The sequence below is a fragment of the Pseudomonas haemolytica genome, from assembly GCF_009659625.1.
Lineage (GTDB): Bacteria > Pseudomonadota > Gammaproteobacteria > Pseudomonadales > Pseudomonadaceae > Aquipseudomonas > Aquipseudomonas haemolytica.
Window position 1 is genome coordinate 123410 of record NZ_VOIW01000003.1, and the last position, 16030, is coordinate 139439.

The 16030-nt window shown below is 56.8% G+C and carries 16 protein-coding genes; 13 read left to right on the plus strand and 3 right to left on the minus strand.

From position 1 onward, the window contains the following. Positions 1-2 precede the first annotated feature (2 nt). From FRT59_RS10955 to FRT59_RS10965, 3 genes are all read right to left on the minus strand, one after another. Entirely contained in the window at positions 3-2441 is a 2439-nt protein-coding gene (locus FRT59_RS10955) for a TonB-dependent siderophore receptor (protein WP_153871212.1), read from the minus strand. Positions 2442-2533: 92 nt separating this feature from the next. Beyond that, the gene (locus tag FRT59_RS10960; protein ID WP_153871213.1) at positions 2534-3478 is read right to left on the minus strand and encodes a FecR domain-containing protein; all 945 of its coding nucleotides are present in this window, start codon (positions 3476-3478) and stop codon (positions 2534-2536) included. After that, the gene (locus FRT59_RS10965) at positions 3478-3984 is read right to left on the minus strand and encodes a sigma-70 family RNA polymerase sigma factor (RefSeq protein ID WP_034116581.1); all 507 of its coding nucleotides are present in this window, start codon (positions 3982-3984) and stop codon (positions 3478-3480) included. Before FRT59_RS10965 ends, FRT59_RS10960 begins: the two co-directional genes overlap by 1 nt. Before the next feature lie 563 nt (positions 3985-4547). Here FRT59_RS10965 and mnmG point away from each other — a divergent pair. The 13 genes from mnmG to FRT59_RS11030 all read left to right on the plus strand — a co-directional run bounded on the left by mnmG (position 4548) and on the right by FRT59_RS11030 (position 16030). Next, positions 4548-6440 carry a tRNA uridine-5-carboxymethylaminomethyl(34) synthesis enzyme MnmG gene (gene mnmG / locus FRT59_RS10970; RefSeq protein WP_034116707.1) on the plus strand — a complete coding sequence of 631 codons (1893 nt, stop codon included), beginning with the start codon at positions 4548-4550 and terminating at the stop codon, positions 6438-6440. Continuing rightward, positions 6437-7081, plus strand: a complete 645-nt coding sequence (gene rsmG / locus FRT59_RS10975) for a 16S rRNA (guanine(527)-N(7))-methyltransferase RsmG (RefSeq protein ID WP_020302581.1) — start codon at positions 6437-6439, stop codon at positions 7079-7081. The genes mnmG and rsmG overlap by 4 nt, the downstream gene beginning before the upstream one ends. Before the next feature lie 18 nt (positions 7082-7099). Continuing rightward, positions 7100-7897: a ParA family protein gene (locus FRT59_RS10980; protein ID WP_005792605.1), complete on the plus strand. Its 798-nt coding sequence runs from the start codon at positions 7100-7102 to the stop codon at positions 7895-7897. 9 nt (positions 7898-7906) lie between these two features. Next, positions 7907-8779, plus strand: coding sequence for a ParB/RepB/Spo0J family partition protein (locus FRT59_RS10985; RefSeq protein WP_016970690.1), 873 nt, complete (start codon positions 7907-7909; stop codon positions 8777-8779). Between the two features lie 148 nt (positions 8780-8927). Further along, entirely contained in the window at positions 8928-9335 is a 408-nt protein-coding gene (locus FRT59_RS10990; protein ID WP_010565865.1) for a F0F1 ATP synthase subunit I, read from the plus strand. A 16-nt stretch (positions 9336-9351) separates the two neighbouring features. Then, entirely contained in the window at positions 9352-10221 is an 870-nt protein-coding gene (gene atpB, locus FRT59_RS10995; RefSeq protein ID WP_034116579.1) for a F0F1 ATP synthase subunit A, read from the plus strand. Between the two features lie 133 nt (positions 10222-10354). Beyond that, positions 10355-10612 carry a F0F1 ATP synthase subunit C gene (atpE, locus tag FRT59_RS11000; RefSeq protein ID WP_002555987.1) on the plus strand — a complete coding sequence of 86 codons (258 nt, stop codon included), beginning with the start codon at positions 10355-10357 and terminating at the stop codon, positions 10610-10612. 56 nt (positions 10613-10668) lie between these two features. Continuing rightward, positions 10669-11139: a F0F1 ATP synthase subunit B gene (locus FRT59_RS11005; protein WP_034116578.1), complete on the plus strand. Its 471-nt coding sequence runs from the start codon at positions 10669-10671 to the stop codon at positions 11137-11139. Positions 11140-11151: 12 nt separating this feature from the next. Beyond that, positions 11152-11688: a F0F1 ATP synthase subunit delta gene (locus tag FRT59_RS11010; protein WP_003195833.1), complete on the plus strand. Its 537-nt coding sequence runs from the start codon at positions 11152-11154 to the stop codon at positions 11686-11688. A gap of 21 nt (positions 11689-11709) precedes the next feature. After that, positions 11710-13254, plus strand: coding sequence for a F0F1 ATP synthase subunit alpha (gene atpA, locus FRT59_RS11015; protein ID WP_003195831.1), 1545 nt, complete (start codon positions 11710-11712; stop codon positions 13252-13254). Between the two features lie 50 nt (positions 13255-13304). Further along, complete coding sequence (atpG, locus tag FRT59_RS11020) at positions 13305-14165, plus strand: F0F1 ATP synthase subunit gamma (RefSeq protein WP_005792602.1); 861 nt, start codon at positions 13305-13307, stop codon at positions 14163-14165. 27 nt (positions 14166-14192) lie between these two features. Continuing rightward, positions 14193-15569, plus strand: a complete 1377-nt coding sequence (gene atpD / locus FRT59_RS11025; protein ID WP_032857187.1) for a F0F1 ATP synthase subunit beta — start codon at positions 14193-14195, stop codon at positions 15567-15569. A 44-nt stretch (positions 15570-15613) separates the two neighbouring features. Beyond that, on the plus strand, positions 15614-16030 hold the full coding sequence (locus FRT59_RS11030) for a F0F1 ATP synthase subunit epsilon (protein ID WP_005792601.1): 417 nt from the start codon (positions 15614-15616) through the stop codon (positions 16028-16030).

Genomic DNA, 16030 nt, shown 5'->3' on the forward strand with positions numbered 1-16030 from the left:
CCTCACCAGTTGTAGGACACCGTACCGAGCAAGGTACGGCTGTCACCCCAGTAGCAACGCCCCGCATCGTTGCAACCAGATACATATTCCTTGTCGAACAGGTTCTTGGCGTTTAGATCGACCGACCAGTGTTTGTCGATCTGATAGCCAACCGCTGCGTCCACCAGCGTGACGCTGCCCGCATCCAATTTCCCGTATAGGCTGGGGGCCGTGTAGGAAGAGGTACTGTCGAAGTAACGCACACCGCCGCCCAGGGACAGACCTTTGAGTTGACCATCGAGGAAACGGTACTTGCCCCACACCGACGCCTGATTACGTGGAACACCCGTCATCTGATGCCCTTCAACCAGCGAGGTAGCCGAATCCTTGGTAATCCGCGCGTCCGTGTAGGTGTAGGCCGCTGTCACGTTCAGGTTGGGCGTGAGGTTGCTGTTCACCTCAACTTCCACCCCCTTGGCCCGGCTTTCGCCGACTTGGCGATAGCTGTTGGTGGTGGCATCGAGGTAAGTGTCGTCCTGCTTGCGCAAGTCATACACCGATAGCGTCATCGCGGTGTCCCAGCCGATCGGCTCGTATTTCACGCCCACTTCATATTGGCTGCTGGTGATCGGCTTCAACGGTGAGCCGGCGTTGGAGATCTGCTGCACCGGGACGAACGCGGTGGAGTAGCTGACATACGGCGTTAGGCCGTTGTCGAACTGGTACATCACCCCGCCCTGGTAGGTGAACTTGCGGTCTTCGGAGCCGGTGTTGCTGGCCTTGTTCACCTTGTCGCGAAAATCACTGTCGACCCAGTCCTGACGGCCGCCGAGCAGGAATAACCAGTGGTCATACTTGCTCTGGACCTGTGCATAAACCCCTTTCATCTGCTGTTCGAGCAAGGTGTTTTGCACAGCCACAGGGGTCAACGGATCTCGCAGGTACACGGGGTTATATGCATTGATGGTGCCGGCAGAGCCTGCGTCCCAATCCTGGTTAAATGAAGTGCGGTCATAACTGGCGCCGAACAGCAGCGTAGTTTCCAGGTCGCCCAGCTGGAACTTACCCTCCAGCTGGTTATCCAGGGAGTAAACCATCGACTTGTTGTAGCGGTCGTAGGCGGTCATGTTCAGTTGAGTACCAAAGCCGCGGTTATTCAGCGTGCCAGGCCATGTTTCATGGCGGTTGATGCGCGACTGCATATAGCGCGAATTCCGACGGAACTGCCAATCGTCGTTGAAGCTGTGGCTGAACTCGTAGCCGGTGCTCCAGGATTCACGTTCAAAGGTGTTCCAATCCGGGTTACCGAGCATGGTGTGTTTGGAAAGCTTGCCATTTGGATTTGTGAGCAACGTGCCAGCCGCCGGTAGGCCGAGTTCGAGGTTGGTGTGGTCCTTCTGGTAGTTGGCCAACAGCGTCAGCGTGTTGTAGTCGTCGAAATTCAGCGTCAGCGAAGGTGCGATGTAGAGGCGGTCGTCCGGGACGTGATCGGTCTGTGTATCGGACTTGCGGCCGAGCATCACTACCCGCCCAAGGATGTTGCCGCTGTCATTGAGCGGGCCAGAGATATCCACACCCACCTGGCGTCGGTTATTTGAGCCGTAACCCAGCTGCACCTCACCTTGCGGCGTGGCAGTAGGGTGTTTGCTGACTAGGTTCACCAGGCCGCCTGGGGCGTTTTCACCGTAGAGCAGAGAAGACGGGCCACGGAAAACCTCGACCCGCTCCAGGCCGTAAGGCTCACTGGAGGTGTCATACCGATTACCTTGTAGGCGTAGGCCGTCTCTCAGTAGGCCGTAGCCGTAGTCCGTTGCGTTGAAACCGCGGATAAAAAACAGATCCCCCGCCAAACCATCGCCAGCTGCAAAAGGTGGCGCAAAAATACCTGGCACATAGCCCAGCACCTCAGTCAGGGTCTGGGATTTCTGGTCTTTGATACGCTGACCCGTAACGACCGATACCGAGCGCGGCGTTTCCGACAAAGGTGTACTGGTCTTGGTGCCGATGCGGCTGTTTTGCGCCTTGTAGCCCACGTCACCGGCGATCTCCTGGTTGAAACCCTCCTGTTGATAAGTGCTTACCGTGGTGGTCGCAAGCGTAAGTTGGCCAGCGGGCGCGGCCTGCAGGACATAGCTACCGGGCATCTGGGCTACCGCCTGCAGCCCCGAATCTTGCAGCAGCAGCGCAAAACCTTGGTCCACCGAATAATCACCTTGCAGCCCTGGCGTGTTCAGGCGCGTGGTTTGCTGGGGTGAAAAAGACAGAATCACATTCGCCCTAGCGGCGAATTGGCTCAAGGCATTGTCCAGCGGGCCGGCTGCGATGGCGTAGTGTTGCACCGTGCTGGCGGCCATGGCGCCGGTTGACAGCAAAACACCGGCCAAGGCCGCGCTACTGAGCAGCAGGCTGCCGGTCAAACCGTGGGAGGAAAGTCGCTGGCGGAACTTGGTAGGGAGGCGCATAGGTGGGTAAGCCCTGAAGGTTGCGTCGTGATTACCTGTAGGGCCGCGCCAGGTAAGAAAAAGATAACCCCTGTGTGGGATATTTTTCCCGATCAGCCGATGTGCTTCACCGACACCCAATAGCGGGTGAAATACTTCACCCCAATCGGCAGGGTCGCTTGCAGATTGGCCAGCACTGCATCGGTAGAGTCCAGGCGGAACGTACCGGAAACCCGCAAACGTGCCGACGCCAGATCGCATTGCAGGACGCCCGGACGATACCGCGCAAGCTCGTCGATCACGTTCCCGAGTCGAGCATCCAATACGATCAACTGGCCATCGACCCAGGCAGCCTGGGATCCACTATATGCACTTTTATCGCTCACATTTTGGCGATCAAAGTCAGCGCTTTCACCTGCTTCGAGCAAGCGGACGTGGTTGGGCTGGTCAGCGGGCGACACGCTCACCCGGTCCTCCAGAACTCCGACACGCGTGGAACTCGACAGCTGGCGCACGGTGAATCGAGTACCCAATGCCTGGATGCGGCCTTGACGTGTTTCGACATAAAAGGGCGTTTGCACACCTAATTTGCCGGTGCGGATAAGTACTTCACCTTCGCGCAGATGGATCAAACGCTGGCTTGCGTCGAATACCACATCAATCGCCGTGCCGGTGTTGAGATCAAGTTGCGTGCCATCAGCCAACTCGATACGTCGGTGTTCACCCACGCAAGTCCGGTAGTCAGCCCAGACATTGCCCAGGGACGTGTGCTGCTGAACATTCCAGCCCAAGTACCCGGTACCGCCCAGCACCAGCATCCACTTCAGCACCTGGCGACGTTGCTGCGTGGTTGATAAGGCGCGGCGGGTTAAATCCTGGGGCAGCGCGCCAAGGCTGCGTTGCAATTGTTCCATCTGGTTCCACGCAGCCTGATGTGACGGATCGGCGTTCAGCCATTGTTGCCAGGCCAGGCGTTCTACGGGCGTAGGCAGTTGGGCTTGAAACTGCACATACCAACTGGCGGCGGCCTCGAAGGTCTGGCGATCGGGAATCGCCATTACCGGCTGGCCATGATCAGCGAACATTCCGTCAAGGCACGGATCATGTGCTTCTTCACAGTGGTCAGCGATACCTGCAACCGATCCGCGATCTGTTGATAAGTCAGCCCCTCGATCTGCGACAACATGAAGATCCGCCGCGCACGTTCGCCGAGTGAAGACAGGGCTTTATCCACAGCCACCAGGGTCTCAATGATGATGGCCTTGTCTTCTTCGCTGATGGTGGTGGCTTCAGCCCGTTCAGCCAGCGTTTGTCTGTAGGCCTGTTCGATCGAGTGCCGACGATAGCGGTCAATCACCAGGCCCCTGGCGATGGTCGCCAAATAGTCTCGTGGTTCAACGATTTGCGCCGCATGCCGCCCGCCCAAGATCCGCACGAACGTATCGTGCGCCACATCGGCCGCATCGCAGGCGTTATGCAACTTGCCTTTGAGCCACCCGTGCAACCAGGAATGGTGTTGCTCATAGATGTGCTGGACGGCGACGGTGTGTGAAGGAGGGGACATAGGAATGACAAGTCAAGTTAATGATAATCGCTATTATTAACCGACCTGCTGTATCCGACAATAGATCTCTACTTTTGTGCGCTTACCCACGAATTAGAGGATTTGGTTAGCCTCGGCGTGAGCGAAATACACACCTTTTCAACCATTTCTGTGGATTAAGCCCTGTGAATAACCGCGCCTGTGCCCAGTTGATAACAGGGCCTGAAACCTGCGCAAAAACCCCTCTGTGGATAACCACCTGTTTAATCCACAGGCTTAAAGCACTTATCCAAGGGCCTCATTGGCACATGACCACAGACTTTTGAATCTCTGTACACAGCGTAAATAAAGGCCTACAGGAATCTATCCACAGAAAGGTGGCTCAGTATAAATAAACATAAAAACAAAGATTTAATAAATTTCTCTCTTTTAATTTCTATTGTCCGTGATTCATCCACAGCTGGTTAAATTTTGTGCAAAGGGTTCTTTAGGAAGGGCTAAGTCCCTATACTTGCCGCCAAAGCTCTAAAACTCTTTCAACAAACAATTCCTGATTACCTACATAAGCAGGCACGAGGTGCGTGGTGGATTTCCCTTCCCGTTTTGAAGTGATCGTCATCGGCGGCGGTCATGCCGGTACCGAGGCAGCACTGGCGTCAGCGCGCATGGGCGTAAAAACCCTGTTGCTCACGCACAACGTGGAAACCCTCGGTGCCATGAGTTGCAACCCCGCTATTGGCGGGATTGGCAAAAGCCATCTGGTCAAGGAAATCGACGCCCTTGGCGGCGTAATGGCAATGGCCACCGACAAAGGTGGTATTCAGTTCCGTGTGTTGAACAGCCGCAAAGGCCCGGCCGTACGCGCAACTCGAGCACAAGCAGACCGAATTCTGTACAAGGCTGCAGTGCGCGAAACCCTGGAGAACCAGCCGAACCTTTGGATATTCCAGCAAGCCGCTGATGACCTCATCGTCGAACAGGACCAGGTCCGCGGTGTTGTCACGCAAATGGGCCTGCGTTTCTTCGCAGAATCCGTGGTGTTGACCACCGGTACCTTCCTCGGCGGACTTATCCACATCGGCATGCAGAACTATTCCGGTGGCCGCGCCGGTGATCCACCGTCGATTGCCCTGGCAAAACGCCTGCGTGAATTGCCTCTACGCGTTGGTCGCCTGAAAACCGGGACCCCGCCACGTATTGACGGGCGTTCTGTGGATTTTTCGGTCATGACCGAGCAAGCCGGCGATACGCCGATTCCAGTCATGTCTTTCATGGGTTCCAAGGAGCAGCACCCGAAACAGGTCAGCTGCTGGATTACCCACACCAACGCCCGTACCCACGAAATCATTGCTGCGAACCTTGATCGTTCGCCGATGTATTCCGGTGTGATCGAAGGCATTGGCCCGCGTTATTGCCCGTCGATCGAAGACAAGATCCACCGCTTTGCCGACAAGGAAAGCCACCAGGTCTTCATCGAGCCCGAAGGCTTGACCACGCACGAGCTGTACCCGAACGGGATCTCCACTTCCTTGCCGTTCGACGTGCAAATCCAGATCGTGCAGTCCATTCGCGGTATGGAAAATGCCCACATCGTGCGGCCCGGCTACGCCATCGAGTACGACTACTTCGATCCACGAGACTTGAAATACAGCCTGGAAACCAAAGTGATCGGCGGCTTGTTCTTTGCTGGCCAAATCAATGGCACCACCGGTTACGAAGAAGCCGGCGCCCAGGGTTTGCTGGCCGGGACCAATGCCGCATTGCGTGCACAAGGGAAAGACAGCTGGTGCCCGCGTCGCGATGAAGCGTACATCGGCGTTTTGGTTGATGACCTGATTACCCTGGGGACCCAGGAACCGTACCGGATGTTCACGTCCCGGGCCGAATATCGCCTGATCCTGCGCGAAGACAACGCCGACCTGCGTCTGACCGAAAAAGGTCGCGAACTGGGCCTGGTCGACGATGCGCGTTGGGAAGCCTTCTGCAAAAAACGCGAAAGCATCGATCTGGAAGAGCAACGGCTGAAAAGTACCTGGGTTCGCCCTGGCACCGAGCAGGGCGACGCGATTGCCGAAAAATTCGGCACGCCGCTGACTCACGAGTACAACCTGCTGAACCTGCTGTCTCGTCCGGAAATCGACTACGCTGGCCTGGTCTCGGTAACCGGCGGCGGCGCAGAAGATCCACAGGTCGCCGAGCAGGTCGAAATCAAGACCAAATATGCCGGTTATATTGACCGTCAGCAGGACGAAATCGCCCGTCTGCGCGCCAGTGAAAACACCAAGCTGCCTGTGGATATCGACTACACCGGGATTTCCGGATTGTCGAAAGAGATTCAAAGCAAGCTGGGGATAACTCGGCCGGAAACGCTCGGCCAAGCTTCACGTATCCCCGGCGTTACCCCGGCAGCCATTTCGCTGTTGATGATTCATTTGAAAAAACGCGGCGCGGGCCGTCAGTTGGAGCAAAGCGCTTGAGTTCGTTGGTCACCTCGCAACACGCCGAAGAGTTATCCACAGGAGCGCGCCAACTGGGCGTGGCCCTGACCGAAGCCCAGCATGAGCTACTGCTGGGCTATCTGGCCCTGTTGATCAAATGGAACAAGGCTTACAACCTTACCGCCGTGCGTGATCCGGACGAGATGGTGTCGCGGCATTTGCTCGACAGCCTCAGCGTGATGCCGTTTATCGAAAACGGTCGCTGGCTCGACGTAGGCAGTGGCGGCGGGATGCCTGGCATCCCACTGGCGATCCTGTTTCCCGAGTCTCAAGTGACGTGCCTGGACAGCAACGGCAAGAAGACCCGCTTCCTGACCCAGGTCAAACTTGAACTCAAGCTGGACAACCTGCAAGTTATCCACAGTCGCGTCGAAGCCTTCACGCCTGAGCAGCCTTTCAACGGCATTGTGTCCCGGGCGTTCAGCAGCATGGAGAACTTCAGCAACTGGACCCGCCATCTAGGCGACCGTGACACCCGCTGGCTGGCAATGAAGGGCGTCCATCCAAGCGACGAGCTGTTAGCATTGCCGGCAGACTTCCACCTCGATAGCGAACACGCCTTGGCCGTACCCGGTTGCCAAGGCCAACGCCATCTGCTGATACTGCGCCGCACGGCATGATTGGGAACACAAGCAAGAATGGCTAAGGTATTCGCGATAGCGAACCAGAAAGGTGGCGTGGGTAAAACCACCACCTGTATCAACCTCGCAGCATCCCTGGTCGCCACCAAGCGTCGGGTGCTGTTGATCGATCTCGATCCACAGGGCAACGCCACCATGGGTAGCGGTGTGGATAAACACGGCTTGGAAAACTCGGTCTACGATTTGCTGATTGGTGAATGTGACCTGGCCCAGGCCATGCACTATTCCGAGCACGGCGGTTACCAACTGCTGCCGGCCAACCGCGATTTGACCGCGGCGGAAGTGGTGCTGCTGGAAATGCAGATGAAAGAAAGCCGTCTGCGCAGCGCCCTGGCACCTATTCGTGAGAATTACGACTACATTTTGATCGACTGCCCACCGTCGCTGTCGATGCTCACGCTTAACGCGCTGGTTGCTGCCGATGGGGTGATTATTCCCATGCAGTGCGAGTACTTCGCCCTTGAAGGCTTGAGCGACCTTGTGGATAACATCAAGCGTATCGCCGAGTTGCTCAACCCGAACCTCAAAGTCGAAGGCTTGCTGCGGACCATGTATGACCCGCGCCTGAGCCTGATGAACGACGTGTCGGCGCAGCTCAAGGAACACTTTGGCGACCAGTTGTACGACACCGTGATTCCCCGCAACATCCGCCTGGCCGAAGCGCCAAGCTATGGCATGCCGGCGTTGGCGTACGACAAATCTTCGCGTGGTGCCATTGCCTACCTGGCATTGGCCGGCGAGATGGTTCGCCGTCAACGCCGCAATTCACGCACCGCTGCAGCCCAGCCAACTTAAGGAATCCCCATGGCCGTCAAGAAACGAGGTCTCGGACGTGGACTGGATGCACTGCTGAGTGGTCCGACCGTCACATCGCTTGAAGAACAAGCGGTGCAGGCCGACGAGCGCGAGCTGCAGCACTTGCCCCTGGACTTGATCCAGCGCGGCAAATACCAGCCACGCCGGGATATGGATCCCCAGGCGCTGGAAGAACTGGCCAACTCGATCAAGGCCCAGGGTGTGATGCAGCCCATCGTGGTGCGCCCGATTGGCGGTGGCCGCTTTGAGATCATCGCCGGTGAGCGTCGCTGGCGCGCCAGCCAACAGGCTGGCAAGGAAACCATCCCGGCGATGGTGCGTGATGTGCCGGATGAAACTGCCATCGCTATGGCGCTGATCGAGAACATCCAGCGTGAGGACCTCAACCCGATCGAAGAAGCGATCGCGTTGCAGCGTTTGCAGCAGGAATTTCAGCTGACCCAGCAACAAGTGGCCGAGGCGGTGGGTAAATCCCGCGTCACCGTGTCCAACTTGCTGCGCCTGATCGCGCTGCCCGAAGTCATCAAGACCATGCTGTCCCACGGCGACCTGGAAATGGGCCACGCCCGTGCTTTGCTCGGTTTGCCGGAAAATCAACAGGTTGAAGGGGCGCGACACGTTGTCGCACGAGGTCTTACTGTGCGTCAGACCGAGGCGCTGGTTCGCCAGTGGCTCAGCGGCAAACCTGCACCGGTCGAAACGGCCAAACCTGATCCGGATATCGCACGACTTGAGCAGCGCCTGGCCGAGCGCCTGGGCTCTGCGGTGCAAATTCGCCACGGCAAGAAGGGCAAAGGGCAATTGGTCATCGGATATAACTCTCTCGATGAGCTTCAGGGCGTCCTTGCCCACATCCGCTGAAACATTTACTCATGTAGCGTGTGATCGGAAATCACTACCCGACAGTTGAATAGGGGCAGAACCGCCCCTATACTCTGCGCGCATTTTGTCGGCACAAATTATGCCAAGTTATTGATTTCCGGCAGCCGACCATTGAGGAGCAAGAGTGATGGAAACCCGCACGCCAAACACGTTGCCGTTCCATCGCTTGGCTGTTTTCCCGGTTTTATTGGCTCAATTTGTCATTCTGCTGATCGCCGCATTGGCGCTTTGGTATTGGCATGGAGTCGTAGCCGGATATTCAGGACTCTGCGGAGGCCTGATAGCCTTGCTGCCCAATATGTATTTTGCTCACAGGGCCTTTCGGTTTTCCGGCGCCCGAGCAGCCCAGGCTATCGTCCGGTCTTTTTATGCCGGCGAGGCGGGGAAACTGATTTTGACGGCAGTGCTGTTTGCACTGACCTTTGCAGGTGTGAAGCCATTGGCGCCGCTAGCTGTATTCGGCGTCTTCGTGTTGACCCAACTGGTCAGCTGGTTCGCTCCCCTGCTAATGAAAACAAGACTTTCGAAACCTTAGGGCGTTTGAGGCAACCATGGCAGAAACAACCGCTTCGGGCTATATCCAGCACCACTTGCAGAACCTGACCTTCGGTCAGCTTCCTAATGGCGGCTGGGGCTTTGCCCACACCGCAGCAGAAGCCAAAGAAATGGGTTTCTGGGCTTTCCACCTGGATACTCTGGGTTGGTCGGTCGCATTGGGCCTGATCTTCGTCCTGATTTTCCGCATGGCGGCAAAGAAGGCGACTTCCGGTCAGCCAGGTGCTTTGCAGAACTTCGTTGAAGTATTGGTCGAATTCGTCGATGGCAGCGTGAAAGACAGCTTCCATGGCCGTAGCCCGGTGATTGCACCGCTGGCACTGACCATCTTCGTCTGGGTGTTCCTGATGAACGCCATCGACTTGATTCCGGTGGACTGGATTCCTCAGTTGGCCATGGCGATCTCTGGCGATCCGCACATTCCATTCCGTGCCGTATCGACCACTGACCCTAACGCCACCCTGGGCATGGCCCTGTCGGTGTTCGCGTTGATCATTTTCTACAGCATCAAGGTCAAGGGCATCGGCGGCTTCATCGGCGAACTGACCCTGCACCCGTTCGGCAGCAAGAACATCTTCGTTCAAGCCCTGCTGATCCCGGTGAACTTCCTGCTGGAGTTCGTCACCCTGATCGCCAAGCCGATTTCCCTGGCCTTGCGACTGTTCGGCAACATGTATGCCGGCGAGCTGGTGTTCATTCTGATCGCTGTGATGTTCGGCAGCGGCCTGCTCTGGCTTAGCGGCCTGGGCGTAGTTCTGCAGTGGGCGTGGGCTGTGTTCCACATCCTGATCATTACCCTGCAGGCCTTCATCTTCATGATGCTGACCATCGTCTACCTGTCGATGGCGCACGAAGAGAACCATTAAGGCCAGTCTCGACTAGTCTGATGTCCTTCCCGGTCAAACGGGAAGGTGGCCCACCAGGGCTATGAAACGATTTGTTTTACCGCTTTAAAATCTAAAAAACCTAAACCATACGACGTAAAAGTCGGGAGGAAAGATGGAAACTGTAGTTGGTCTAACCGCTATCGCTGTTGCACTGTTGATCGGCCTGGGCGCCCTGGGTACTGCCATTGGTTTCGGCCTGCTGGGCGGCAAATTCCTGGAAGGCGCAGCGCGTCAGCCAGAAATGGTCCCAATGCTGCAAGTTAAAATGTTCATCGTCGCCGGCCTGCTCGACGCCGTGACCATGATCGGCGTTGGTATCGCACTGTTCTTCACCTTCGCGAACCCCTTCGTTGGTCAACTCGCTGGCTAATCACTCGAATTTTCGAGTGATTGGGGTGATGGACAACGAATGAGCGAGGTGTTGGCGTGAACATTAATGCAACCCTGATTGGCCAATCCGTTGCGTTCTTCATTTTTGTAGTGTTTTGCATGAAGTTCGTGTGGCCTCCGGTCATCGCGGCTTTGCACGAACGTCAGAAGAAGATCGCGGATGGTTTGGACGCTGCCAGCCGTGCAGCTCGCGACCTGGAGTTGGCCCACGAGAAAGTGGGTCAGCAACTGCGCGAAGCTAAAGCACAGGCAGCTGAAATCATTGAGCAAGCCAAGAAACGCGGTAACCAGATCGTCGAAGAGGCTGTTGAAAAAGCCCGCGTCGAAGCTGACCGTGTGAAGGCTTCGGCTCATGCCGAGATCGAACAGGAACTGAACGGCGTCAAAGACGCGCTGCGTGCCCAACTGGGTGCTCTGGCGGTCGGCGGTGCTGAGAAGATCCTCGGTGCCACAATCGATCAAAACGCGCACGCGGAGCTGGTTGACAAACTGGCTGCTGAAATTTAAGCGAGGGCGATCATGGCAGAACTGACCACGTTGGCCCGACCTTACGCTAAGGCAGCCTTCGAGCACGCCCAGGCCCACCAGCAGCTGGCCTCTTGGTCAGCCATGCTCGGCCTGGCTGCAGCAGTGTCGCAAGACGACACCATGCAGCGCGTGCTCAAGGCCCCGCGCCTGACGAGCGCAGACAAGGCCGCCACTTTTATTGAAGTGTGCGGCGACAAGTTTGATGTGAAAGTGCAGAACTTCATCCACGTCATTGCCGAAAACGACCGTCTCCCGCTATTGCCGGAGATCGCCGCTCTGTTCGACCTGTACAAGGCCGAAGCAGAGAAATCGGTAGACGTTGAAGTGACCAGTGCTTTTGCATTGAACCAAGAACAGCAAGACAAACTCGCCAAGGTTCTCAGTGCACGACTCAATCGGGAAGTGCGCCTGCAAGCTTCGGAGGACGCATCCCTGATTGGTGGTGTCGTTATCCGTGCCGGCGACCTGGTTATCGATGGCTCGATTCGCGGCAAAATCGCGAAACTTGCCGAAGCATTGAAATCTTGAGTTTGAAGGGGCAGCAGAGCAATGCAGCAACTCAATCCTTCCGAAATAAGTGAAATTATCAAGGGCCGCATCGACAAGCTCGATGTGACCTCCCAAGCCCGTAACGAAGGCACTGTCGTCAGCGTATCTGACGGCATCGTGCGGATTCACGGTCTGGCCGACGTTATGTACGGCGAGATGATCGAGTTTCCGGGCGGCGTCTACGGTATGGCCCTCAACCTGGAGCAAGACTCCGTAGGTGCCGTTGTATTGGGCGCGTACACCAGTCTGGCTGAAGGCATGAGCGCCAAGTGCACCGGCCGCATCCTGGAGGTTCCAGTTGGTAAGGAACTGCTGGGTCGCGTAGTCGACGCACTGGGTAACCCTGTTGACGGCAAAGGTCCACTGGGCAACACCGAGACCGACGCGGTCGAGAAAGTTGCTCCAGGCGTGATCTGGCGTAAGTCGGTAGACCAGCCTGTACAGACTGGCTACAAGGCTGTTGATGCCATGATCCCAGTCGGCCGTGGCCAGCGTGAGCTGATCATCGGTGACCGTCAGATCGGTAAAACCGCCCTGGCGATCGACGCGATCATCAACCAGAAAGACAGCGGCATTTTCTGCGTCTACGTAGCCATTGGTCAGAAGCAATCGACCATCGCCAACGTGGTTCGCAAGCTGGAAGAAAACGGCGCCCTGGCCAACACGATCATCGTGGCTGCCAGTGCTTCGGAATCTCCTGCGCTGCAGTTCCTGGCACCGTACTCCGGTTGCACCATGGGTGAATTCTTCCGCGACCGCGGTGAAGACGCGCTGATCGTTTATGACGATCTGTCCAAGCAAGCAGTGGCTTACCGCCAGATTTCCCTGCTGCTGCGCCGTCCACCAGGCCGTGAAGCTTACCCAGGCGACGTGTTCTATCTCCACTCCCGTCTGCTGGAGCGCGCATCCCGCGTTTCGGAAGAGTACGTAGAGAAGTTCACCAACGGCGCAGTGACCGGCAAAACCGGTTCCCTGACCGCACTGCCGATCATCGAAACCCAGGCTGGCGACGTTTCCGCGTTCGTTCCGACCAACGTGATTTCCATCACTGACGGTCAGATCTTCCTGGAATCGGCCATGTTCAACTCCGGGATCCGTCCTGCAGTGAACGCCGGTGTTTCGGTATCCCGTGTGGGTGGTGCCGCTCAGACCAAGATCATCAAGAAGCTCTCCGGTGGTATCCGTACCGCTCTGGCTCAGTACCGTGAACTGGCGGCATTCGCCCAGTTCGCTTCTGACCTGGACGAAGCGACCCGTAAGCAACTTGAGCATGGTCAGCGCGTTACCGAGCTGATGAAGCAGAAGCAATACGCCCCAATGTCGATCGCTGACATGGCGTTGTCGCTGTATGCCGCTGAGCGTGGGTTCCTGACCGACGTTGAAATCGCCAAGGTCGGCAGCTTTGAACAAGCGCTGATTGCTTACTTCAACCGCGATCACGCCGAATTGATGGCGAAGATCAACGTGAAGGGTGACTTCAATGACGATATCGACGCTGGCATGAAAGCCGGTATCGAGAAGTTCAAGGCCACCCAAACCTGGTAAGCCGCAGCGGGAGCCGCAAGGCTCCCGCTTGCTAACCTGATAGGTGTTACATGGCAGGCGCAAAAGAGATTCGCAGTAAGATTGCGAGCATCAAAAGCACGCAAAAAATTACCAGCGCCATGGAAAAAGTGGCGGTCAGCAAAATGCGCAAGGCACAAATGCGCATGGCTGCTAGCCGTCCTTATGCGGAGCGTATCCGCCAGGTAATTGGGCATCTGGCCAACGCCAACCCGGAATACCGCCACCCGTTCATGATCGAGCGCGCCGTCAAGCGTGCAGGTTATGTGGTAGTGAGCAGTGACCGTGGTTTGTGCGGTGGTTTGAATACCAACCTGTTCAAGGCCCTGGTCAAGGACATGGCGGTAAACCGCGAAAACGGCGTCGAGATCGATCTGTGTGTTGTTGGTAGCAAGGGTGCGGCCTTTTTCCGCAACTTCGGCGGTAACGTCGTTGCAGCTATCAGCCACCTGGGTGAAGAGCCGTCGATCAATGATTTGATCGGCAGTGTGAAGGTGATGCTGGATGCGTACCTGGAAGGCCGGATTGACCGCCTGTCCGTGGTATCCAACAAGTTCATCAACACCATGACCCAGCAGCCAACCGTGGAGCAATTGATTCCACTGGTGGCGACCCCGGATCAGGAACTCAAGCACCACTGGGACTACCTCTACGAACCAGACGCCAAAGAGCTGCTTGACGGCTTGATGGTGCGCTACGTGGAGTCGCAGGTGTACCAGGCGGTGGTCGAGAACAACGCAGCTGAACAAGCGGCGCGGATGATCGCGATGAAAAACGCTACCGATAACGCCGGTGATCTGATCAGCGATTTGCAGCTGATCTACAACAAGGCGCGTCAGGCTGCGATCACCCAAGAGATCTCGGAAATCGTCGGCGGCGCTGCCGCGGTTTAACGGTTCAAATATTCAGAGGATCCAGCTATGAGTAGCGGACGTATCGTTCAAATCATCGGCGCCGTTATCGACGTGGAATTTCCACGCGACAGCGTACCGAGCATCTACAACGCGCTGAAAGTACAAGGCGCGGAAACTACCCTGGAAGTTCAGCAGCAGCTGGGCGACGGCGTAGTTCGTACCATTGCGATGGGTTCCACCGAAGGCTTGAAGCGCGGTCTGGACGTTGTCGACACTGGCGCTGCCATCTCCGTACCGGTCGGTAAAGCGACCCTGGGCCGGATCATGGACGTACTGGGCAACCCGATCGACGAAGCTGGCCCGATTGCCACCGAAGAGCGCTGGGGCATTCACCGTCCAGCACCATCGTTCGCTGAGCAAGCTGGCGGCAACGACCTGCTGGAAACCGGCATCAAGGTTATCGACCTGGTTTGCCCGTTCGCCAAGGGCGGTAAAGTCGGTCTGTTCGGTGGTGCCGGTGTAGGCAAGACCGTAAACATGATGGAACTGATCCGTAACATCGCCATCGAGCACAGCGGTTATTCCGTGTTCGCCGGTGTGGGTGAGCGTACTCGTGAGGGTAACGACTTCTACCACGAGATGAAGGACTCCAACGTTCTGGACAAAGTGGCACTGGTTTACGGTCAGATGAACGAGCCGCCGGGAAACCGTCTGCGCGTAGCACTGACTGGCCTGACCATGGCCGAGAAGTTCCGTGACGAAGGTAACGACGTTCTGCTGTTCGTCGACAACATCTACCGTTACACCTTGGCCGGTACTGAAGTATCCGCACTGCTGGGCCGTATGCCTTCTGCAGTAGGTTACCAGCCGACCCTGGCCGAAGAGATGGGCGTTCTGCAAGAACGTATCACTTCGACCAAGGAAGGTTCGATCACTTCGATCCAAGCGGTATACGTACCTGCGGATGACTTGACCGACCCGTCGCCAGCTACCACCTTCGCCCACTTGGACGCCACCGTCGTTCTGTCCCGTGACATCGCTTCCCTGGGTATCTACCCAGCGGTCGATCCACTCGACTCGACTTCGCGCCAACTGGACCCGAACGTGATCGGCCAGGAGCACTACGACACCGCTCGCGGCGTTCAGTACGTGCTGCAGCGCTACAAAGAACTGAAGGACATCATTGCGATCCTGGGTATGGACGAGCTGTCGGAAGCCGACAAGCAGTTGGTAAACCGTGCTCGTAAGATCCAGCGTTTCTTGTCGCAGCCGTTCTTCGTGGCTGAAGTCTTCACCGGTGCCTCGGGTAAATACGTTTCCCTGAAAGACACCATTGCTGGCTTCAAAGGCATCCTCAACGGTGACTACGACCACCTGCCAGAACAAGCGTTCTACATGGTCGGCGGCATCGAAGAAGCGATCGAGAAAGCCAAGAAACTGTAATCCAGGCGCCCGGCAACGGGCGCTCATCAGGTTGAGGCAATCAGATGGCTATGACAGTCCATTGCGATATCGTCAGCGCGGAAGGGGAAATTTTCTCCGGTCTGGTCGAGTTTGTAACAGCGCACGGTGACTTGGGTGATCTTGGTATCGCCATGGGTCACGCTCCGCTGATTACCAGCTTGAAACCAGGTCCGATCACTCTGACCAAGCAAGGCGGGGAAAAGGAGGTGTTCTACATCTCCGGTGGTTTCCTCGAGGTTCAGCCGAACATGGTCAAGGTACTTGCCGACACCGTGCAACGTGCTGGCGACCTGGATGAAGCCTCCGCTCAGGAAGCCGTCAAGGCTGCCGAGAAGGCCCTGAACGAAAAAGGTGCAGACTTCGACTACAGCGCTGCTGCAGTACGTCTGGCCGAGGCTGCAGCTCAGCTGCGCACGCTCCAGCAGATCCGCAAGAAGTAA

Excerpts from the sequence above, each read along its gene's own strand:
- FRT59_RS10955 (WP_153871212.1), bottom strand. The coding sequence starts at position 2,441 with ATGCGCCTCCCTACCAAGTTCCGCCAGCGACTTTCCTCCCACGGTTTG.
- FRT59_RS10960 (WP_153871213.1), bottom strand. The coding sequence starts at position 3,478 with ATGGCGATTCCCGATCGCCAGACCTTCGAGGCCGCCGCCAGTTGGTAT.
- FRT59_RS10965 (WP_034116581.1), bottom strand. The coding sequence starts at position 3,984 with ATGTCCCCTCCTTCACACACCGTCGCCGTCCAGCACATCTATGAGCAA.
- FRT59_RS10980 (WP_005792605.1), top strand. The coding sequence starts at position 7,100 with ATGGCTAAGGTATTCGCGATAGCGAACCAGAAAGGTGGCGTGGGTAAA.
- FRT59_RS10985 (WP_016970690.1), top strand. The coding sequence starts at position 7,907 with ATGGCCGTCAAGAAACGAGGTCTCGGACGTGGACTGGATGCACTGCTG.
- FRT59_RS10990 (WP_010565865.1), top strand. The coding sequence starts at position 8,928 with ATGGAAACCCGCACGCCAAACACGTTGCCGTTCCATCGCTTGGCTGTT.
- atpB (WP_034116579.1), top strand. The coding sequence starts at position 9,352 with ATGGCAGAAACAACCGCTTCGGGCTATATCCAGCACCACTTGCAGAAC.
- atpE (WP_002555987.1), top strand. The coding sequence starts at position 10,355 with ATGGAAACTGTAGTTGGTCTAACCGCTATCGCTGTTGCACTGTTGATC.
- FRT59_RS11010 (WP_003195833.1), top strand. The coding sequence starts at position 11,152 with ATGGCAGAACTGACCACGTTGGCCCGACCTTACGCTAAGGCAGCCTTC.
- atpA (WP_003195831.1), top strand. The coding sequence starts at position 11,710 with ATGCAGCAACTCAATCCTTCCGAAATAAGTGAAATTATCAAGGGCCGC.
- atpG (WP_005792602.1), top strand. The coding sequence starts at position 13,305 with ATGGCAGGCGCAAAAGAGATTCGCAGTAAGATTGCGAGCATCAAAAGC.
- atpD (WP_032857187.1), top strand. The coding sequence starts at position 14,193 with ATGAGTAGCGGACGTATCGTTCAAATCATCGGCGCCGTTATCGACGTG.
- FRT59_RS11030 (WP_005792601.1), top strand. The coding sequence starts at position 15,614 with ATGGCTATGACAGTCCATTGCGATATCGTCAGCGCGGAAGGGGAAATT.